Raw genomic sequence first — 16,196 nt, 5'->3', positions numbered from 1 at the left:
TGGGGATCCGTGGGGGTTTGGATTACAAGCCCGTCACTATACATACATTCACGTATGTATACTCGTCGCTTTCGTGCCTGGCCCGACGTTCCTCGAGGTTATTCCATGCCCAGTTCGCTCTCGCTGCCGCGCTCCCGCGCGGCCAAGACCCTTGTTGCCATCGCCCTGACCGCCCTGATCGCCGCCTGCGGCCAGAAGGACGGTGCGGCCCCGGCCGCTGGCGCCGGCGCGCCGCCGCCGCCCGAAGTGGGCGTGATCACCGTGGCCCTGGGCGACATCGGGTTGGTCAACGAATTGCCCGGTCGCCTGGAGGCCTCGCGCGTGGCCGAGGTGCGGGCGCGCGCGGCCGGCATCCTGCAGCGGCGCCTGTTCCGCGAAGGCAGCGAGGTCAAGGCTGGCCAGCGTCTGTTCCAGATCGACTCCGCGCCGTATCAGGCCACGCTGCAGAGCGCACGCGCCACGCTGGCCCGTGCCGAGGCCAACCTCACGCAGGCCAAGGCCCTGGCTGACCGCTACGGCCCGCTGGTGAAGGAAAACGCCATCAGCCAGCAGGAATACGCCAACGCCCAGGCCGCGCAAAAGCAGGCCGAGGCCGACGTGGCCGCCGGCCGTGCCGCCGTGCAGACCGCCAGCATCAACCTGGGCTACGCCAATGTCACGGCGCCCATCAGCGGGCGCATCGGCCGCGCGCTGGTGACCGAGGGCGCGCTGGTGGGGCAGGGCGAGCCCACGCCGCTGGCCGTCATCCAGCAGATCAACCCCATGTACGTGAACTTCACGCAGTCGGCCTCCGAGGTCTACCGCCTGCGCCGCGCCTTCCAGAGCGGTTCGCTCAAGGGCGCGGGCGATCAGGTGGCGCACGTGAAGATCGTCCTGGAAGATGGCTCCGTCTACGGGCGCGACGGCCGTCTGCTGTTCTCCGACCTCACCGTCGACAGCGCCACCGGCCAGGTGACGCTGCGCGCCGAGGTGCCCAATCCCGATGGCGTGCTGCTGCCGGGCCTGTACGTGCGCGTGCGCATCGAGCAGGCCACGGCCGGCAACGCGTTGCTGCTGCCGCAGCAGGCCGTCACGCGCACCGCGCAGGGCGACTCGGTGATGGTGGTCGATGGCGAAGGCAAGGTCGCGCCGCGCAACATCACCGTGCGCGGCCAGCAGGACGGACAGTGGGTCGTGACAGACGGCCTCAAGGCTGGTGACCAGGTCATGGTCGACGGCTTCCAGAAGCTGCAGCCGGGCGGCACGGTCAAGCCCGTGCCGTGGCAGAAGCCGGGCGAGAAGAAGCCCAACGGCGCCACACCTTCCAAGGCGAGCTGAGGTAGTCGTACATGGCGAAGTTTTTCATCGACAGGCCCATCTTCGCGTGGGTGATCGCGCTGTTCATCATCGTGATGGGCGCGGTCTCCATCACGCAGCTCCCCATCGCGCAGTACCCGCCGGTGGCGCCGCCGTCCATCTCGATCAACGCCACCTACCCGGGTGCGTCCGCCAAGACGCTCGAGGACTCGGTGCTGTCCATCATCGAGCAGGAAATGAACGGCTCGCCCGGCCTGATCTACATGGAGTCGGTGGCCCAGGCCAACGGCACCGGCTCGATCACGCTGAGCTTCCAGCCCGGCACCAACGCCGACCTGGCGCAGGTGGACGTGCAGAACCGGCTCTCGCGCGCCTCGCCGCGCCTGCCGGCGGCCGTGACGCAGCAGGGCGTGCGCGTGGACAAGGCGCGCAGCAACTTCCTGCTGTTCACCATCCTCACCAGCGACGACCCCAAGTGGGACCCGGTGGCGCTGGGCGACTACGCCACGCGCAGCGTGCTGCCCGAGATCCAGCGCGTGCCTGGCGTGGGTCAGGCGCAGTTGTTCGGCACCGAGCGCGCCATGCGCATCTGGATCGACCCGGCCAAGCTGCTCGGCTTCAACCTCAGCGCGGCCGACGTGAACGCCGCCATCCGAGCCCAGAACGCGCAAGTCTCGGCCGGTGAGATCGGCGCGCTGCCCAACGTGGCGGGGCAGGGCATCTCGGCCACCGTGGTGGTCAATGGCCAGCTCAGCTCGGTCGAGCAGTTCGGCAACATCGTGCTGCGCGCCGACCCCGGCGGCGCCACCGTGCGCCTGAAAGATGTCGCACGCATCGAGCTCGGCGCCCAGGCCTACGCCACCTCGGCCCGCCTGAACGGCAAGCCCTCCACCGGCATCGGCGTGCAACTCTCGCCCAGCGGCAATGCGCTGGCCACCGCCGACGCGGTGCGCGCGCGACTCACCGAACTGGAGCGCTTCTTCCCCGAAGGCATGAGCTGGACCATTCCCTACGACAGCTCGCGCTTCGTGCGCATCTTCATCGAGCAAGTGGCCGAGACCTTGCTGGAGGCGGTGGCCCTGGTGTTCCTGGTGATGTTCCTGTTCCTGCAGAACTTCCGCTACACCGTCATTCCCACCATCGTGGTGCCGGTGGCGCTGCTGGGCACCTTCTCCGTGCTGCTGGCGATGGGCTTCTCGATCAACGTGCTCACCATGTTCGGCATGGTGCTGGTGATCGGCATCGTGGTGGACGACGCCATCGTGGTGGTGGAGAACGTCGAGCGCATCATGAGCGAGGAGGGCCTGCCACCGCTGCAGGCCACGCGCAAGGCCATGGGCCAGATCTCGGGCGCCATCATCGGCGTGACCGTGGTGCTGATCTCGGTGTTCGTGCCGCTGGCCTTCTTCGCGGGATCGATCGGCAACATCTACCGCCAGTTCGCCGCGGTGATGGGCGTGTCCATCGCTTTCTCGGCCTTCCTGGCGCTGTCGCTCACGCCGGCCTTGTGCGCCACGCTGCTCAAGCCGGTGCCCAAGGGCCACCACGTGGAGAAGAAGGGCTTCTTCGGCTGGTTCAACCGGGGCTTTGCGCGCACCACCAACGGCTACACCCGCACGGTGAGTGGCCTGCTGCCGCGCGCCGGGCGCATGCTCATCGTCTACCTCGCCATCGGCGCGGGTGCGGCCTGGGTTTACACGAGCCTGCCCAATTCCTTCCTGCCCAACGAAGACCAGGGCACCATGCTCGTGAACGTGCAGCTGCCCCCCGGCGCCACGCAGGCGCGCACGCTGGAGGTGATGCAGCAGGTCGAGGGCTATATGCTCAAGCAGCCCGAGGTGCAGAGCATGGTGAGCGTGCTGGGCTTCAGCTTCTCGGGGCAGGGGCAGAACGCCGCGCTGGCCTTCATCACGCTCAAGGACTGGGCCGAACGCGAAGGCGCCGCCAACTCGGCCGAGGCCGTGGCAGGCCGCGCCTTTGGTGCGCTCTCGGGCATCCGCGACGCCTTCATCTTCCCGCTGAGCCCGCCGCCGATTCCGGAACTGGGTGCGTCCTCGGGCTTCAGCTTCCGCCTGCAGGACCGCGCCAGCCTGGGGCGCGACGTGCTGCTGCAGGCCCGCAACCAGTTGCTGGGCCTGGCCTCCAAGAGCCCCGTGCTCACGCAGGTGCGCCCCGATGGCCTGGAGGACGCGCCGCAGTTGCAACTCGACATCGACCGCGACCGCGCGCAGGCGCTGGGTGTGGGTTTCGACGCCATCAACAGCGCCATCGGCACCGCGCTGGGCTCCAGCTACGTGAACGACTTCCCCAACGCCGGCCGCCTGCAGCGCGTGGTGGTGCAGGCAGACGCGGCGGCGCGCATGCAGCCGGACGACCTGCTGCAACTGAACGTGGTGAACAACCGCGGCCAGGCCGTGCCGCTGTCGGCCTTCGCGTCCACCAAGTGGATCAGCGGCCCGATGCAGACCGTGCGCTACAACGGCTACCCCACCATGCGCATCAGCGGCAGCGCGGCCCCGGGCTACAGCACGGGCGCTGCGCTCGACGAGATGGAGCGCCTGGCCGCCCAATTGCCGCAGGGCATCGGCTTCGAATGGACCGGCACCTCGCGCGAGGAAAAACTCGCCGGTGCCCAGGCCATCGTGCTCTACGGCTTCGCCATCCTCGCCGTGTTCCTGTGCCTGGCGGCGCTGTACGAGAGCTGGACCATCCCGCTGTCGGTGATCCTGGTGGTGCCGCTGGGTGTGGTCGGCGTGCTGCTGGCCACGCTGCTGCGCGGCTACCAGAACGACGTGTACTTTCAGGTCGGCCTGATCACCATCATCGGCCTGTCCGCGAAAAACGCCATCCTGATCATCGAGTTCGCCAAGGACGTGCAGGCCCAGGGCAAGAGCGCGATGGAGGCGGCGCTGGCCGCGGCCAAGCTGCGCTTTCGCCCGATCATCATGACCTCGATGGCCTTCACGCTGGGCGTGTTGCCGCTGTTCCTGGCCTCCGGCGCGGGCTCGGCCAGCCAGCGCGCCATCGGCACGGGCGTGGTGGGCGGCATGATCTCCGGCACCTTGCTGGCCGTGATCTTCGTGCCCCTGTTCTTCGTGGTGGTGCGCCGCCTCTTCAAGGGCAGCGAACGCCAACACCAGCGCGACCGCGAAAGCGCCCGCGCGCATGGAGTCGACAATGACGAATCGTGATCTCACCACCCGCCTGAGCCCGCTGGTCGCGGCCCTGCTGCTGGCCGGCTGCTCGATGATTCCCACCTACGAACGCCCGGCGTCTCCCGTGCCGCAGGCGTACCCGCTCGCTGGTGAAGCCACTGGCGTGCCCAGCGCGGCCGACACCGCCTGGCGCGACTTCGTGCAGGATGCGCGCCTGCGCGAACTCGTGCGGCGGGCGCTCGACAACAACCGCGACCTGCGCGTGGCCACGCTCAACATCGAGCGCGTGCGCGCGCAGTACCAGATCCAGCGCGCCAACCAGTTTCCCAGCATCGGCCTGGCCGCCAGCGGCAACCGCCAGCCCGACGGCACCGGCGGCATCCAGAGCACCTACAGCGTGGGGCTGGCGCTGAGCACCTGGGAGATCGACTTCTTCGGCCGCCTCGGCGCGCTGAAGGAAGCGGCGCTGGCCGAGTACCTGGCCAGCGAACAGGCGCGCAACGCCGCGCAGACCAGCCTCGTGTCGGCGGTGGCCAGCAGCTGGCTCAGCCTGCAGACCAACGAGGCCCTGCTGGCCATCACGCGCCAGACCCTGAGCACGCGAGAGGACTCGCTGCGCCTGACCAAACTGCGCTTCGACAACGGCGCGGCCTCGGCGCTGGACCTGCGCCAGGCCGAGTCGCTGGCCGCCACGGGGCGCGCTGCGCTCGCCCAGCAGCAGCGGGCGCGCGCGCTCGACGTGAACGCGTTAAACCTGCTGGTGGGCGAGGCCGTGCCGGCCGAGCTGCTGCAGGTGGCCGAGGCCGAGACGGCCGTGCTGGCCGACGTGCCGGCGGGTCTGCCGTCGGACCTGCTCACGCGCCACGCGGACATCCGCCAGGCCGAGCAGACATTGATCGCGGCCAACGCCAACATCGGCGCGGCGCGCGCGGCCTTCTTCCCGCGCATCACGCTCACCGCAAGCGCGGGCACGGCGAGCAACGACCTCTCGGGCCTGTTCAAGGACGGCTCCTGGGGCTTCACGCTCAACCCCGTGGCGCTGCTGCCCATCTTCGACGCGGGCCGCAACCGCGCGGGGCTGGACTCGGCCGAGGTGTCGCGCGACATCGCGGTGGCGCAGTACGAGAAGGCGATCCAGACCGCGTTCCGCGAGGTGGCCGACGCACTGGCGGGGCGCGCGACGTTGGCCGACCAGTTGCAGGCGCAGCGCGATCAGGTGGTGGCCGAGGAAGACCGCTTCCGCCTGGCCGACCTGCGCTACCGCAACGGCGTGGCCAGCTTCCTGGATGTGCTGGACGCGCAGCGCTCGCTGTTCGCGGCGCAGCAGGCCGAGGCGCAGACGCGCCTGGCGCTGCAGCAGAACCGGGTGGCGCTGTATGCGGCGCTGGGTGGGGGGTGGTTGGAGTGATTGCTCTGGCTTGATGGGGTTTGGGGCTTTGCGCGCCTCTTCCTCGCGAGGGCCGCTGGTGCGTGTGCCCGTTCTCCGGCCCACGCTCGCGCAGAGGCGCCCGGGCGCTCGAACAGGGCTGGCGTCACCGCCGTGGTTGGCGCACCCCCTCTGTGGCAAGCGCGAATGGGGCCTGCGCCCGGGCACCCACACCATCGACCCCAGTAGCGCACTGGCCAGCCAAAGAAGACCGGACTTCCCTTCACGCGGCGACTAATTGGAATCTGACCCCAATTGAGGGGCTCTGACCCCAATTGAGGGGCTCCCGATTTCCGGTGCAGCGCTCGGGCGCCTCTGCGCGAGCGTGGGCCGGAGAACGCGGACCACGCCAGCCGTCAGCGCGAGGTCTGCGATTGAAGCCGACGCGAGGGCGTGCCGCAAAAGCCCGAAAGCCCGAGAGGCGTTAACCCACCGGCAACTGATAGAACTTCACGATCGCCTCCCAGGCCACCTTCGGGTCGTCCACGTACTGGAAGAGCTGAAGGTCTTCGGGCGAGATCGTGCCTTCCTCCACCAGCACCTCCAGATTGATCAGCCGTTTCCAGTAGTCGCTGCCGTACAGCAGGATCGGCACCGGCTTGGACTTCTTGCACTGCACCAGTGTGATCACCTCGAACAGCTCGTCCAGCGTGCCGAAGCCGCCGGGGAAGGCCAGCAGTGCCTTCGCGCGCATCATGAAGTGCATCTTGCGCAGCGCGAAATAGTGGAACTTGAAGCTCAGCTGCGAGGTGATGTACGGATTGGCCGACTGCTCGTGGGGTAGCGCGATGTTCAGGCCCACGTTGAGCGCGCCTTCGTCGTGCGCGCCCCGGCTGGCCGCTTCCATGATGCCCGGGCCGCCGCCCGTGCAGATGAACAGCTTCTCGCTCTCGGGGCAGTGCGCGCTGTACTGTGCCACGATGCGCCCGAACTCGCGCGCCCGGTCGTAGTAGTGGGCGTTGCGCACCAGCGCACGCGCCTTGGCGATGGCGCGGGGCTCGCCCGCGGCCTCGGCCGCGCGCAGGCCGGCCTCGGCCTCGGCCTGTTCGCGAAAGCGCGCGCTGCCGAACACCACGATGGTGTTCTCGATGCCCAGTTGCTGCTGCGCCAGGTCGGGTTTGAGCATCTCCAACTGCATGCGGATGCCCCGCGTCTCGCGCCGCAGCAGGAACTCGGGGTCGGCGAAGGCCAGGCGGTAAGCGTCGGCCAGCAAGGGGTTGCCGCTGTCCGAATGGGCCTGCAACTCCGCCCAGGCGTCGGCCAGGCGGCGTTCGGTGATGTCGTGATCGGCTTCGGTGGTGTTGGCTTGGGGCATGTTCTTGTCTTTCGGTTCAGAGGCCGAGGGCCAGCGCCAGTGGCACGAAGACCACCGCCAGCGCATTGCCCACCATGATGGAGGCGGCCACCGTCTCGGGCTCTTGATGGTATCGGTCGGCCAGCATGAACTGGATGACAGCGGGCGGCAAGGCCGCGAACAGAAGCAACTGGCTGCGCGCCGCACCCTCCAGCCCCATGGCCCAGGCCAGCGGAATGCCGATGGCCAGGCCGATGAGGGGACGCGCCAGCGCACCCAGCAAGCCCAGCTTCATGCCCTGGCGGGTGAGCGCCGTGAGGCGCACCCCCAGCGCGAACAGCATCATGGGCAGCAGGGCGTCGCCCAGCAGCTTCAGGCCCGACAGCACCACGGGCGGCGGGCGCACATCGGTGAAGGCACTGAGAAAGCCGAGCAGGGTGCCGATCATCAGGGGGCTGAGCAGCAGGTCGCGCGTGCGCGCCGCAGCACTGGTGATGCGCGCGCCCAGCGAGAAGTGCAGCAGGTTGCTCACCGAGAACAGCGCCACCGCCGCGCCGAACTCGGCCGGCCCGAAGGCCAGCAACGCCAGGGGCAGGCCCATGTTGCCGCAGTTGTTGAACATGACCACCGGCACCAGGGTGCGCGGCTGCGCGCCGAAGGCCTTGGCCAGCGGCCAGGCCACCAGCCCGCTGGCCAGGATGATCACCGTGCCGCCGATGAGCAGCGGCACGTACTCGCCGATGACGAAGTCGCGCGAGGCCAGCGCGGAATACACCAGCAGCGGCGCCAGCACATCCAGCGCGATGCGGTTGAAGCTGTGCAGATCGATGGACCGCCGGCGCGCATAGCCGTAGCCGATGGCCACGATCAGGAACACCGGGATGATGATGTCGGCGATGCGGGCGATCAGGTCCATGCTGCGCGTGCGGGGCGTTCAATGCAGAAGGGCTCCGTGTGGAGCCCTTCGTGTCTTGCGACAGTGATGCGATCGATCAGACGCGCTTGCGGTATTCGCCGGTGCGCGTATCGATCTCGATGCGGTCGCCCTGGCTGACGAACAGCGGCACGGGGATCTCGAAACCGGTGGCGATCTTGGCCGGCTTGAGCACCTTGCCCGAGGTGTCGCCCTTGACGGCGGGTTCCGTCCAGGTGATTTCGCGTTCCACGCTGGTGGGCAGTTCCACCGAGATGGCCTTGTCGTCGTAGAACACCACCTCGACGGCCATGCCGTCTTCCAGGTAGTTCAGGGCGTCGCCCATGTTCTCGGCTTCCACCTCGTATTGGTTGAAGTCGGTGTCCATGAAGACGTACATGGGGTCGGCGAAGTAGGAGTAGGTGCACTCCTTGTGGTCCAGGATGACCTGGTCCATCTTGTCGTCGGCCTTGAAGACGACTTCGGTGCCGATGTTGCCGAGCAGGCCCTTGAGCTTCATGCGAACGGTGGCGGCGCCGCGGCCGCCGCGGGCGTACTCGGTGCGCAGGACGATCATCGGGTCCTTGCCGTGCATGATGACGTTGCCGGCGCGGATTTCTTGGGCGATTTTCATGAGGGAGTTCCGTTGAAGGGATCGCCCGGCGGTTCGGGCGAGGGGCCGGCATCTGCGGTGGATGGACCGGGCCCGGGTTGCGGGTTTGTCGCTAAACCCGACATTTTACCGTTTTCGCTCCACTACCTCGCTCAGCTGCGTCGCCAGATCGGGTTGGGCGAGCAGGCGCTGGCGGGCGGCCCGGACGGTGTCGCGCCAACCGGTCACCACGTCCCAGCCCGGCCAGACAGGGGCTGCGGGCGCAGATGGCGAACCCGGCAGACCGTTCCAGTGGTGGTGGAAGGCGCGCAGGCTGGCGGGTGCGTCCAGCCAGTCGAGAAAGGCCTGGAGTTTGGCGTGGTGGGCGTCGTCGTGCTGGGGGTAGATCTGCCAGACGAAGGGCTGGCCGGCCCACAGGGCGCGCACCAGCGAGTCCTCGCCGCGCACGAGGTTGAGGTCGGCGCTCCACAGCAGCTCGTCGAAGCCGCGCTGGTCGAGCCAGGGCAGGGCGTGGCGCGTGGCGCCGGGCGCCAGCGGCAGGCCCTGCGCGGCGGCGCCCGATCGGCCCGGCGTGACCAGCCAGTGCGCTTCGGCTTCGGCCATCACCGCCCCCAGGCTGGGCGGCTCGTAGCCGAACAGCACGACGCGCCGGCCATCGGTGGGCAGGCCATGCGCGCTCAACCAGGCCGTGCGGTCGAACGCGGCCTGCCGCGCCGCGATATCGTCCTCGCGCAGCAGCCCGCCGGTGCGCTCGGTGAAGCCCGGGTAGAAGAAGCGCTTGGTAAGGCCCTTGCCCGGCCCGCTCATCACGGGCGAAGGCAGGCCGTGGCAGCGCTCCACCCAGACCTCGGCGCTCAGGTACTCCAGGTTGATCCACGCGGGCTCGGTGGTGCGCGCGGCGACGAAGGCCTCGGGCGGCTCGCAACCGAAGGCTTCGATCCAGACCTCGCCCGGCACCACACCTTGCAGGTCGAACGGTTCACGCCAGGGCAGCACGCTCACGCCGGGCGCGCCCTCGGGGGCCATCCAGGCCAGGGGTGCGGCGTCGTCGATCCACAGGCGCACGGCCTGACCGCGCGCGCCGAGTTGCGCGGCCAGGCGCCAGCAGACGCCGACGTCGCCGTAGTTGTCGATCACGCGGCAGAAGATGTCCCAGGTGCGGGCCTCGCTCATGCGCTCGATCATGCCCGCATCGGCGCACGGCCCGACCGACCCTTGAAAAACTGATTTCCGCGTGCCGGGTTGCCGCGAGGCCGGGTGGGTGGACACACTCGGCGCCCTTAGCGAACCACAAGAGGAGACAAGCACGTGAGCCAATCACTGGGATGGATCGGCCTGGGCCGCATGGGCGAGGCCATGGTCAAGAAGCTGCTGCAGGCCGGGCATGGTGTGAAGGTGTGGAACCGCACGCGGGCCAAGGCCGAGCCGCTGGCCGAGTACGGCGCGCAAGTCGTCGACAGCAAGCTCGATCTGGCGGGCTGCGACACCGTGTTCACCATGGTCTCCACCACCGACGACCTCAAGCAGGTGCTGTTCGGGGACGGCGGCGTGATGACGGGTGCGAAGAAGCCGCGCACCGTGATCGACAGCTCGTCCATCTCGCAGGAAGGTTCGGCCCAGATCCGCGAGAAGCTCGAAGGCATGGGCGTGGCCTACCTCTGCGCACCCGTCTCGGGCAACGCCAAGGTGGCCAAGGCCGGCAAGCTGCTGGTGGTGGCATCGGGGCCCAAGGCGCTGTACGACACGAACGAGACCTACCTGGCCGCGATGTCGCGCAAGACCATGTGGGTGGGCGAGGGCGAACTCGCGCGCGTCTGGAAGATCGCGCACAACACCATGTTCGGCGTGATCATCCAGAGCCTGTGCGAGATCACCGTGCTGGCCGAGAAGGCCGGCATTCCGCGCCACGTGTTCCTGGAGAGCATCAATGACTCGGTGTTGGGCAGCATGTACACGCGCTACAAGACGCCGGTGCTGACCAAGCTCAGCTTCGAGCAGGTGACCTTCACGCCCAAGCTGTTGCTCAAGGACATGGATCTGGGCCTGGGCGCGGGCAAGGCGCACGGCGTGCCCATGCCCTCGGCGGCGGCCACGCGCGAGAGCATCGCGCGCCTGGTGGGCCGCGGACACGAGGACGTGGACTTCGCCATCCTGCTGAAGGAGACCGCGAACGACGCCGGCCTGACGATCGCGCCGCTGAACGTCGACGTCGGCGACGGGCTGTCGAGTTGAGGCGGCGCGATGGCACAGCGCACCCACATCCGAGGCGCGTCCATCGTCACCATGGACGCGCAGGGCGACCTGCCCGTCGGCGACCTGCTGGTGTCGGGCGACACCATCGAGGCCATCGCCCCGCAACTGTCGGTGGACGATGCGCAGGTCGTTGACGCCAGCGGCTGCATCCTGGTGCCGGGCTTCGTCAACGCCCACATGCACACCTGGCAGACCGCGCTGCGCGGCGTGGCCGCCAACTGGACGCTGTTGCAGTACTTCAAGAACATGCACGCGGGCCTGGCCACGGTGTTCACGCCCGAGGACCTGCGCATCGCCACGCTGGTGGGCGCGCTCAACCAGCTCAACTGCGGCACCACCACGCTGGTGGACTGGTGCCACAACAACCCCACGCCCGCGCACAACGACGCGGCGGTCGACGCCTTGCTGCAATCGGGCATCCGAGCCGCTTTCTTCCATGGCACGCCCAAGCCCGACCCCAAGCCCGGCCAGACGCCGTTCTGGGAAGTGCCGCACCCGCGCGCGGAGGTGGAGCGCCTGCTCAAGGCCCACCAGGGGAAACCGCTGCTGGAGATCCACGCCGCCGTGCTGGGCCCGCACTACAGCACGCTGGACGTGGCGGTGCACGACTTCCGCATGGCCCAGGAGCTGGGCCTCATCGCATCGCTGCACCAGGGCGGTGGGCCGGCGCGCACGCCCGACGGCTGGGAGCGGCTGGAGGCGCTGGGCCTGCTGGGCGAGCAGATCAACATCGTGCACGGCCACGCGCTCAGTGATGAACAGCTCAAGCGCTTCTGTGACCTCGGCATGAGCTTTTCGGCCGCGGCCGAGAGCGAAATGTCGCAGGGCCACGGCCACCCGCTCACGGGCCGGCTGCGCGCACTGGGCCGCGCGCCCTCGCTGGGCGTGGACCTGGAGAGTGTGATGAGCGGCGACATGATCAGCCAGGCCCGCATCGCCCTGGGCATTCAGCGCAGCCTGGACAACGTGGCCCACCGCGCTGCGCACGGCACCATCCCCGACACCTCCACCATCACCACGCGCGAGGCCCTGGCCTGGATCACGGTGGAGGGCGCGCGCATGCTGCGCCAGTCGCACCGCATCGGCACCCTGGCCCCGGGCAAGCAGGCCGACCTGGTGCTGATCCGCGCCGACGCGCTGAACATGCAGCCCGTGCACGACCCGGTGAGCGCGGTGGTGTTCCAGGCCACCTTGGCCAACATCGATTCGGTCATGGTCGCCGGCCAGTGGCGCAAGCGCGCCGGGCAACTGGTGGGCGTGGACCTGCCCCCTTTGCTCTCGGCGCTGCGCGCCTCGGGCGAGAAGATCACCTGCGCCATGGGCATCGGCGCATCGAACGGAGTCACGGCATGAAGGTTCACGTCATCGGCGTCGGCAAGATGGGCCTGCCCATGGCCCGCCACTTGCTCGCCGCGGGGCACAGCGTCTCGGTGGAAGACCCCTCGGCCGAGCGCCTGGCCCTGGCCCGCAAGGCCGGGCTGGACGCCGGCGACGGCCTTGCCGCGGCGGAGGTGATCGTCTCCTCGTTGCCGCACGATGGCGCGCTGCTCGCGGTGGTTGAGCGCGTGGCCGCGAATGCGATGAAGGGCTCGGCCTGGGTGGATACCAGCACGGTGTCGCCCGAGGCTTCGGCCCGCGTGGCCGAGGCCTGTGCGCGTGCCGGTGTGCAGAGCCTGCGCTGCACCGTCTCGGGCAACAACCACATGGCCGAGGCGGCGCAACTCACGGTGATGGCCTCGGGCCCCAAGGCGCTGCACGAGCGCCTGCTGCCCCTGCTGCGCTGCTGGGGGCCCACGCAATTCTGGCTGGGCGAGGCCGAAGAGGCGCGGCTGATGAAGCTGGTGGTCAACCTCATGATCGCGCAGACCAGCGCGATGCTGGCCGAGGCCCTGAGCCTGGGGCAGAAGGGTGGCCTGGCGTGGGATGACATGTGGCAGGTGATCGGCGCCAGCGCGGTGGCCTCGCCCATCGTCAAGGCCAAGAGCGTGCAGCTCTCGAAGAACGACTACACGCCCACCTTCACCGTGGGACAGATGAACAAGGACATCGACCTCATCCTCGGTGAAGGCGCGCGCTTGCGGGTACCGTTGACGCAGACGGCGGCCACGCGCCAGCTCATGTCGGCCGCGCAGGCGCAGGGCGATGCGGAGCTGGACTACGCGGCCATCATCCGGGTTCTGCAGCGCGCCTCTGGCTTGCGCACCGATTGAAGAAGGAAAGAGACCGCATGCGACCGTTCGTTTATCAGGGCCTGCCCAGCCGCGTGGTGTTCGGCGCGGGGGCGCTGGCGCAACTGCCGCAGGCCATCCAGGCCATGGGCGCGCAGCGCGCGCTGGTGCTGTGCACGCCCGAGCAGCGCGCCAGCGCCGAACGCGTGGCGCAACTGCTGGGTGATCGCGCGGCGGGCATCTTCGATCGCGCGGTGATGCACGTGCCGATCGAGACCGCGCGCGAGGCGCGCGAGGTGGCGCGGCAACTGGGCGCGGACTGCGCGGTGGCCATCGGTGGCGGCTCCACCACCGGCCTGGGCAAGGCCATCGCGCTCGACTCGGGCCTGCCCATCCTGGCCATTCCCACCACCTACGCGGGCTCGGAGATGACGCCGATCTACGGCATCACCGAAGCCGGCCTGAAGAAGACGGGCAAGGACCTGAAGGTGCTGCCGCAGAGCGTGATCTATGACCCGGAGCTCACGCTCACGCTGCCGGTGGGTCTGAGCGTGACCAGCGGCATCAACGCCATCGCGCACGCGGCCGAGGGTCTGTACTCGGTGGAAGGCAACCCGGTGATTGATCTGATGGCGGAAGAGGGCATCGCCGCCATTGGCCGTGCGCTGCCGCGCATCGTGGCGAATGCGCAAGACGTGGACGCGCGCGGTGACGCGCTCTACGGCGCCTGGTTGTGCGGCATCGTGCTCGGCTCGGTGGGCATGGCGCTGCACCACAAGCTCTGCCACACGCTGGGCGGCAGCTTCAATTTGCCGCACGCCGAAACGCACACGGTGGTGCTGCCGCACGCGCTGGCCTACAACGCGGCGGCCGCGCCGCAGGCCATGCGGCGCATCGCACGTGCGCTGGGCCGCAGTGACAGCCCTGATAGCGGCCAGGCCGCGCAGGCGGTGTTCGATCTGGCGAAGGCCAACGGCGCGCCCGTGGCGCTGCGCGACATCGGCATGAAGGCCGAAGACCTGGACAAGGCCTGCGAGATTGCCTTGCAGAACCAGTACCCGAACCCGCGGCCACTGGAGGCAAGGGCGATCCGCGCGCTGTTGCAGGCGGCCTGGGAAGGCGCGCGGCCCGCTTGAACCCTGGTGCGCTGCCTGCACCTCCGCTGCCCAAGGCCACTGGGTGCCCTGCGCAGCGAAATAAAGGAGGAGGGCGCGCAGCGCCCGGGGGACATTCGCGGAGCAGGGCACCCAGTGGCCTTGGGCTACCAGAAGCGGGGGCCTGCAACGGGTCCCTGAAAAATCACCCGTCGGAGCGATCCCCCTCGACCGCCGGCGGATCGATCGGCAACTTCGTCGCCATCACCTTGTCGATGGTGCGCCCGTCCATGTCCACGATCTCCAGCCGCCAGCCCTCCCAGGTGGCGCAGTCGCCCACGCGCGGCAGGCGGCCCGTCAGCAGCATCAGCATGCCGCTGAGCGTGTGGTAGCGGCCCCGCTCCTCGTCGGGCACCCTGTCCAGGTTCAGCCGGTCCTTCAGCTCGGGCACGGGGATGTGGCCGTCCAGCAGCCAGGAGCCGTCCTCGCGCTGCATCGCCCACGAGGTCTCGGGGTCGCGCGGCTGGAACTCGCCGGTGATGGCTTCGATGAGGTCCTGCAGCGTGACGATGCCCTGCAGCTCGCCGTACTCGTCGATCACGAAGGCCATCTGCACGTCGGAGAGGCGGAAGTTGTCCAGCAGCTCCATGCCCGTGATGGTTTCGGGCACATACAGCGGTTGCTGCAGCGGCTGCTCGGCCAGCTCGCGCGCTGCACCGCGCAGGGCCTGCGCCATCCACTGGCGCGCGTTCAGTACGCCCTGCAGGTTGCCCAGATTGCCTTTGACGACGGGAAAGCGCGAATGCTCGCTGCTTTCCACGCGCGCCATGTTCACCTCGAAGGATTGCTCCAGGTCGAGCACCACCACGTCGCTGCGCGGCACCATGAGCGAGCCGATCTGGCGGTCGTCCAGGCGGAACACGTTGCGCACCATGGCGTGCTCGTGCGATTCGATCACGCCCGCGCTGGTGCCTTCGGCGAGCATCGCATGGATCTCTTCCTCCGTCACCGCGTTGACATTGCCTTCCTTCACGCCCAGCAGGCGCAGCAGCGCGCGGGTGGACACCGACAGCAGCATCACGAAGGGCTTGGTGGCCTTGGACAGCCAGTCGATGGGCCGCGCCACCAGGCGGGCCAGCGCCTCGGGGTAGGTCTGCCCCAGGCGCTTGGGCACCAGTTCGCCGACCACGATGGAGAAGTAGGTGATGACCACCACCACCAGCGCCGTCGCGCCGTACTGGCTGGCCTGCACCGGCGCGCCCAGGGTCTGCAGCCACAGCGCCAGGGGGCCGGCCAGCGCCGCCTCGCCCACGATGCCGTTGAGCACGCCGATGGAGGTGATGCCGATCTGGATGGTGGAGAGGAAGCGGTTCGGGTCTTCGCCGAGCTTGACGGCCGCGGCGGCCGCGCCGTCGCCCTCGTCGATGAGTTTTTGCAGGCGCGCCTTGCGCGCGGTCACGAGCGCCAGCTCCGACATGGCGAAGACGCCATTGAGGAGGATGAGCGCGATCAGTAAGGCAATTTCCATGGGGGTGATTCGAGCAAGGGCCGGGCCGTCCGCGGCGCAGCGCACAGGCGGCAGCGCTCGATGGCGGACGGGGCTGGAAGAGACGGTGCGCTCAGGCGCGCCGGGGTGGACGAAACGGCGCGTCCAGTAGCGGCCAGGGCATGAGCCCCACGTTCGTGGGCGCCCGCGCCGGCGTCATCACATGCGACAACGGCGGCGTCGCGCGCCGTTGCAGGGAGTCGGGCAGATCGGGGAGTTCATCGCCCAGTGCGTGTTCCAGGTCGGCCAGGCCTTTCTGGCTTTTGGCGAGCGGGTCGTTCGACGCGGGGTCGATCAGCGCGTCGGCCGCGCGAGGCACGTCCACGATGTGATCCGGTATGCCGAAGCCGATCACTCCCAGCAGGAAATGGCAGGCAAACAGCGCGATGAGCCAGCGGCGCATAGAGGACGCATTGTACGGAGCGGCCGCTCGGGCGC

General features: G+C 68.9%; 13 protein-coding genes. 7 read left to right on the top strand and 6 right to left on the bottom strand.

Annotation, left to right across the window (positions count from 1 at the left end; genetic code table 11):
• The first annotated feature begins 105 nt into the window (after positions 1 to 105).
• From BN948_RS11545 to BN948_RS11535, 3 genes are read left to right on the top strand one after another with little or no spacing between them, the layout of a single operon-like run.
• Positions 106 to 1,317: an efflux RND transporter periplasmic adaptor subunit gene (locus BN948_RS11545; RefSeq protein WP_009520362.1), complete on the top strand. Its 1,212-nt coding sequence runs from the start codon at positions 106 to 108 to the stop codon at positions 1,315 to 1,317.
• Positions 1,318 to 1,328: 11 nt separating this feature from the next.
• Positions 1,329 to 4,487 carry an efflux RND transporter permease subunit gene (locus tag BN948_RS11540; protein WP_009520363.1) on the top strand — a complete coding sequence of 1,053 codons (3,159 nt, stop codon included), beginning with the start codon at positions 1,329 to 1,331 and terminating at the stop codon, positions 4,485 to 4,487.
• The gene (locus BN948_RS11535) at positions 4,474 to 5,859 is read left to right on the top strand and encodes an efflux transporter outer membrane subunit (RefSeq protein ID WP_035621736.1); all 1,386 of its coding nucleotides are present in this window, start codon (positions 4,474 to 4,476) and stop codon (positions 5,857 to 5,859) included. The genes BN948_RS11540 and BN948_RS11535 overlap by 14 nt, the downstream gene beginning before the upstream one ends.
• A 442-nt stretch (positions 5,860 to 6,301) precedes the next feature.
• Here the strand turns inward: BN948_RS11535 and BN948_RS11530 are convergent, their stop codons facing one another.
• From BN948_RS11530 to earP, 4 genes are all read right to left on the bottom strand, one after another.
• A complete protein-coding gene (locus BN948_RS11530; RefSeq protein ID WP_009520385.1) occupies positions 6,302 to 7,192 on the bottom strand; it encodes an LOG family protein in 891 nt (296 codons plus the stop codon).
• A 16-nt stretch (positions 7,193 to 7,208) separates the two neighbouring features.
• Positions 7,209 to 8,087: an AEC family transporter gene (locus BN948_RS11525; RefSeq protein WP_009520384.1), complete on the bottom strand. Its 879-nt coding sequence runs from the start codon at positions 8,085 to 8,087 to the stop codon at positions 7,209 to 7,211.
• Between the two features lie 76 nt (positions 8,088 to 8,163).
• Positions 8,164 to 8,718, bottom strand: a complete 555-nt coding sequence (gene efp / locus BN948_RS11520; RefSeq protein WP_009520383.1) for an elongation factor P — start codon at positions 8,716 to 8,718, stop codon at positions 8,164 to 8,166.
• Positions 8,719 to 8,823: 105 nt separating this feature from the next.
• Positions 8,824 to 9,870, bottom strand: coding sequence for an elongation factor P maturation arginine rhamnosyltransferase EarP (gene earP / locus BN948_RS11515; protein WP_035621752.1), 1,047 nt, complete (start codon positions 9,868 to 9,870; stop codon positions 8,824 to 8,826).
• A 135-nt stretch (positions 9,871 to 10,005) separates the two neighbouring features.
• On the opposite strand from earP, the gene BN948_RS11510 reads away from it, so the two are divergent.
• From BN948_RS11510 to BN948_RS11495, 4 genes are read left to right on the top strand one after another with little or no spacing between them, the layout of a single operon-like run.
• On the top strand, positions 10,006 to 10,929 hold the full coding sequence (locus BN948_RS11510) for an NAD(P)-dependent oxidoreductase (protein WP_009520381.1): 924 nt from the start codon (positions 10,006 to 10,008) through the stop codon (positions 10,927 to 10,929).
• A 9-nt stretch (positions 10,930 to 10,938) separates the two neighbouring features.
• The gene (locus BN948_RS11505; protein WP_009520379.1) at positions 10,939 to 12,303 is read left to right on the top strand and encodes an amidohydrolase family protein; all 1,365 of its coding nucleotides are present in this window, start codon (positions 10,939 to 10,941) and stop codon (positions 12,301 to 12,303) included.
• Positions 12,300 to 13,160 carry an NAD(P)-dependent oxidoreductase gene (locus BN948_RS11500; protein WP_035621733.1) on the top strand — a complete coding sequence of 287 codons (861 nt, stop codon included), beginning with the start codon at positions 12,300 to 12,302 and terminating at the stop codon, positions 13,158 to 13,160. Before BN948_RS11505 ends, BN948_RS11500 begins: the two co-directional genes overlap by 4 nt.
• A 17-nt stretch (positions 13,161 to 13,177) precedes the next feature.
• Positions 13,178 to 14,254, top strand: coding sequence for a maleylacetate reductase (locus tag BN948_RS11495; protein ID WP_009520376.1), 1,077 nt, complete (start codon positions 13,178 to 13,180; stop codon positions 14,252 to 14,254).
• Between the two features lie 163 nt (positions 14,255 to 14,417).
• Here the strand turns inward: BN948_RS11495 and BN948_RS11490 are convergent, their stop codons facing one another.
• Both BN948_RS11490 and BN948_RS11485 read right to left on the bottom strand, forming a co-directional pair.
• A complete protein-coding gene (locus BN948_RS11490; RefSeq protein ID WP_009520375.1) occupies positions 14,418 to 15,740 on the bottom strand; it encodes a hemolysin family protein in 1,323 nt (440 codons plus the stop codon).
• Between the two features lie 91 nt (positions 15,741 to 15,831).
• On the bottom strand, positions 15,832 to 16,161 hold the full coding sequence (locus BN948_RS11485; protein WP_009520373.1) for a hypothetical protein: 330 nt from the start codon (positions 16,159 to 16,161) through the stop codon (positions 15,832 to 15,834).
• Between the last annotated feature and the right edge of the window lie 35 nt (positions 16,162 to 16,196).

This window comes from Hydrogenophaga intermedia (assembly GCF_000723405.1).
GTDB classification, from domain to species: Bacteria; Pseudomonadota; Gammaproteobacteria; order Burkholderiales; family Burkholderiaceae_C; genus Hydrogenophaga; species Hydrogenophaga intermedia.
The sequence above is the reverse complement of the archived record's forward strand: the minus strand, read 5'-3'. Positions and strand labels throughout refer to the sequence as shown.

Bases quoted from the DNA above. Each gene is read 5' to 3' on its own strand.
- BN948_RS11495 (WP_009520376.1), top strand. From the start codon at position 13,178: ATGCGACCGTTCGTTTATCAGGGCCTGCCCAGCCGCGTGGTGTTCGGC.
- efp (WP_009520383.1), bottom strand. From the start codon at position 8,718: ATGAAAATCGCCCAAGAAATCCGCGCCGGCAACGTCATCATGCACGGC.
- BN948_RS11490 (WP_009520375.1), bottom strand. From the start codon at position 15,740: ATGGAAATTGCCTTACTGATCGCGCTCATCCTCCTCAATGGCGTCTTC.
- BN948_RS11525 (WP_009520384.1), bottom strand. From the start codon at position 8,087: ATGGACCTGATCGCCCGCATCGCCGACATCATCATCCCGGTGTTCCTG.
- BN948_RS11530 (WP_009520385.1), bottom strand. From the start codon at position 7,192: ATGCCCCAAGCCAACACCACCGAAGCCGATCACGACATCACCGAACGC.
- BN948_RS11485 (WP_009520373.1), bottom strand. From the start codon at position 16,161: ATGCGCCGCTGGCTCATCGCGCTGTTTGCCTGCCATTTCCTGCTGGGA.
- BN948_RS11535 (WP_035621736.1), top strand. From the start codon at position 4,474: ATGACGAATCGTGATCTCACCACCCGCCTGAGCCCGCTGGTCGCGGCC.
- BN948_RS11545 (WP_009520362.1), top strand. From the start codon at position 106: ATGCCCAGTTCGCTCTCGCTGCCGCGCTCCCGCGCGGCCAAGACCCTT.
- earP (WP_035621752.1), bottom strand. From the start codon at position 9,870: ATGAGCGAGGCCCGCACCTGGGACATCTTCTGCCGCGTGATCGACAAC.
- BN948_RS11500 (WP_035621733.1), top strand. From the start codon at position 12,300: ATGAAGGTTCACGTCATCGGCGTCGGCAAGATGGGCCTGCCCATGGCC.
- BN948_RS11540 (WP_009520363.1), top strand. From the start codon at position 1,329: ATGGCGAAGTTTTTCATCGACAGGCCCATCTTCGCGTGGGTGATCGCG.
- BN948_RS11505 (WP_009520379.1), top strand. From the start codon at position 10,939: ATGGCACAGCGCACCCACATCCGAGGCGCGTCCATCGTCACCATGGAC.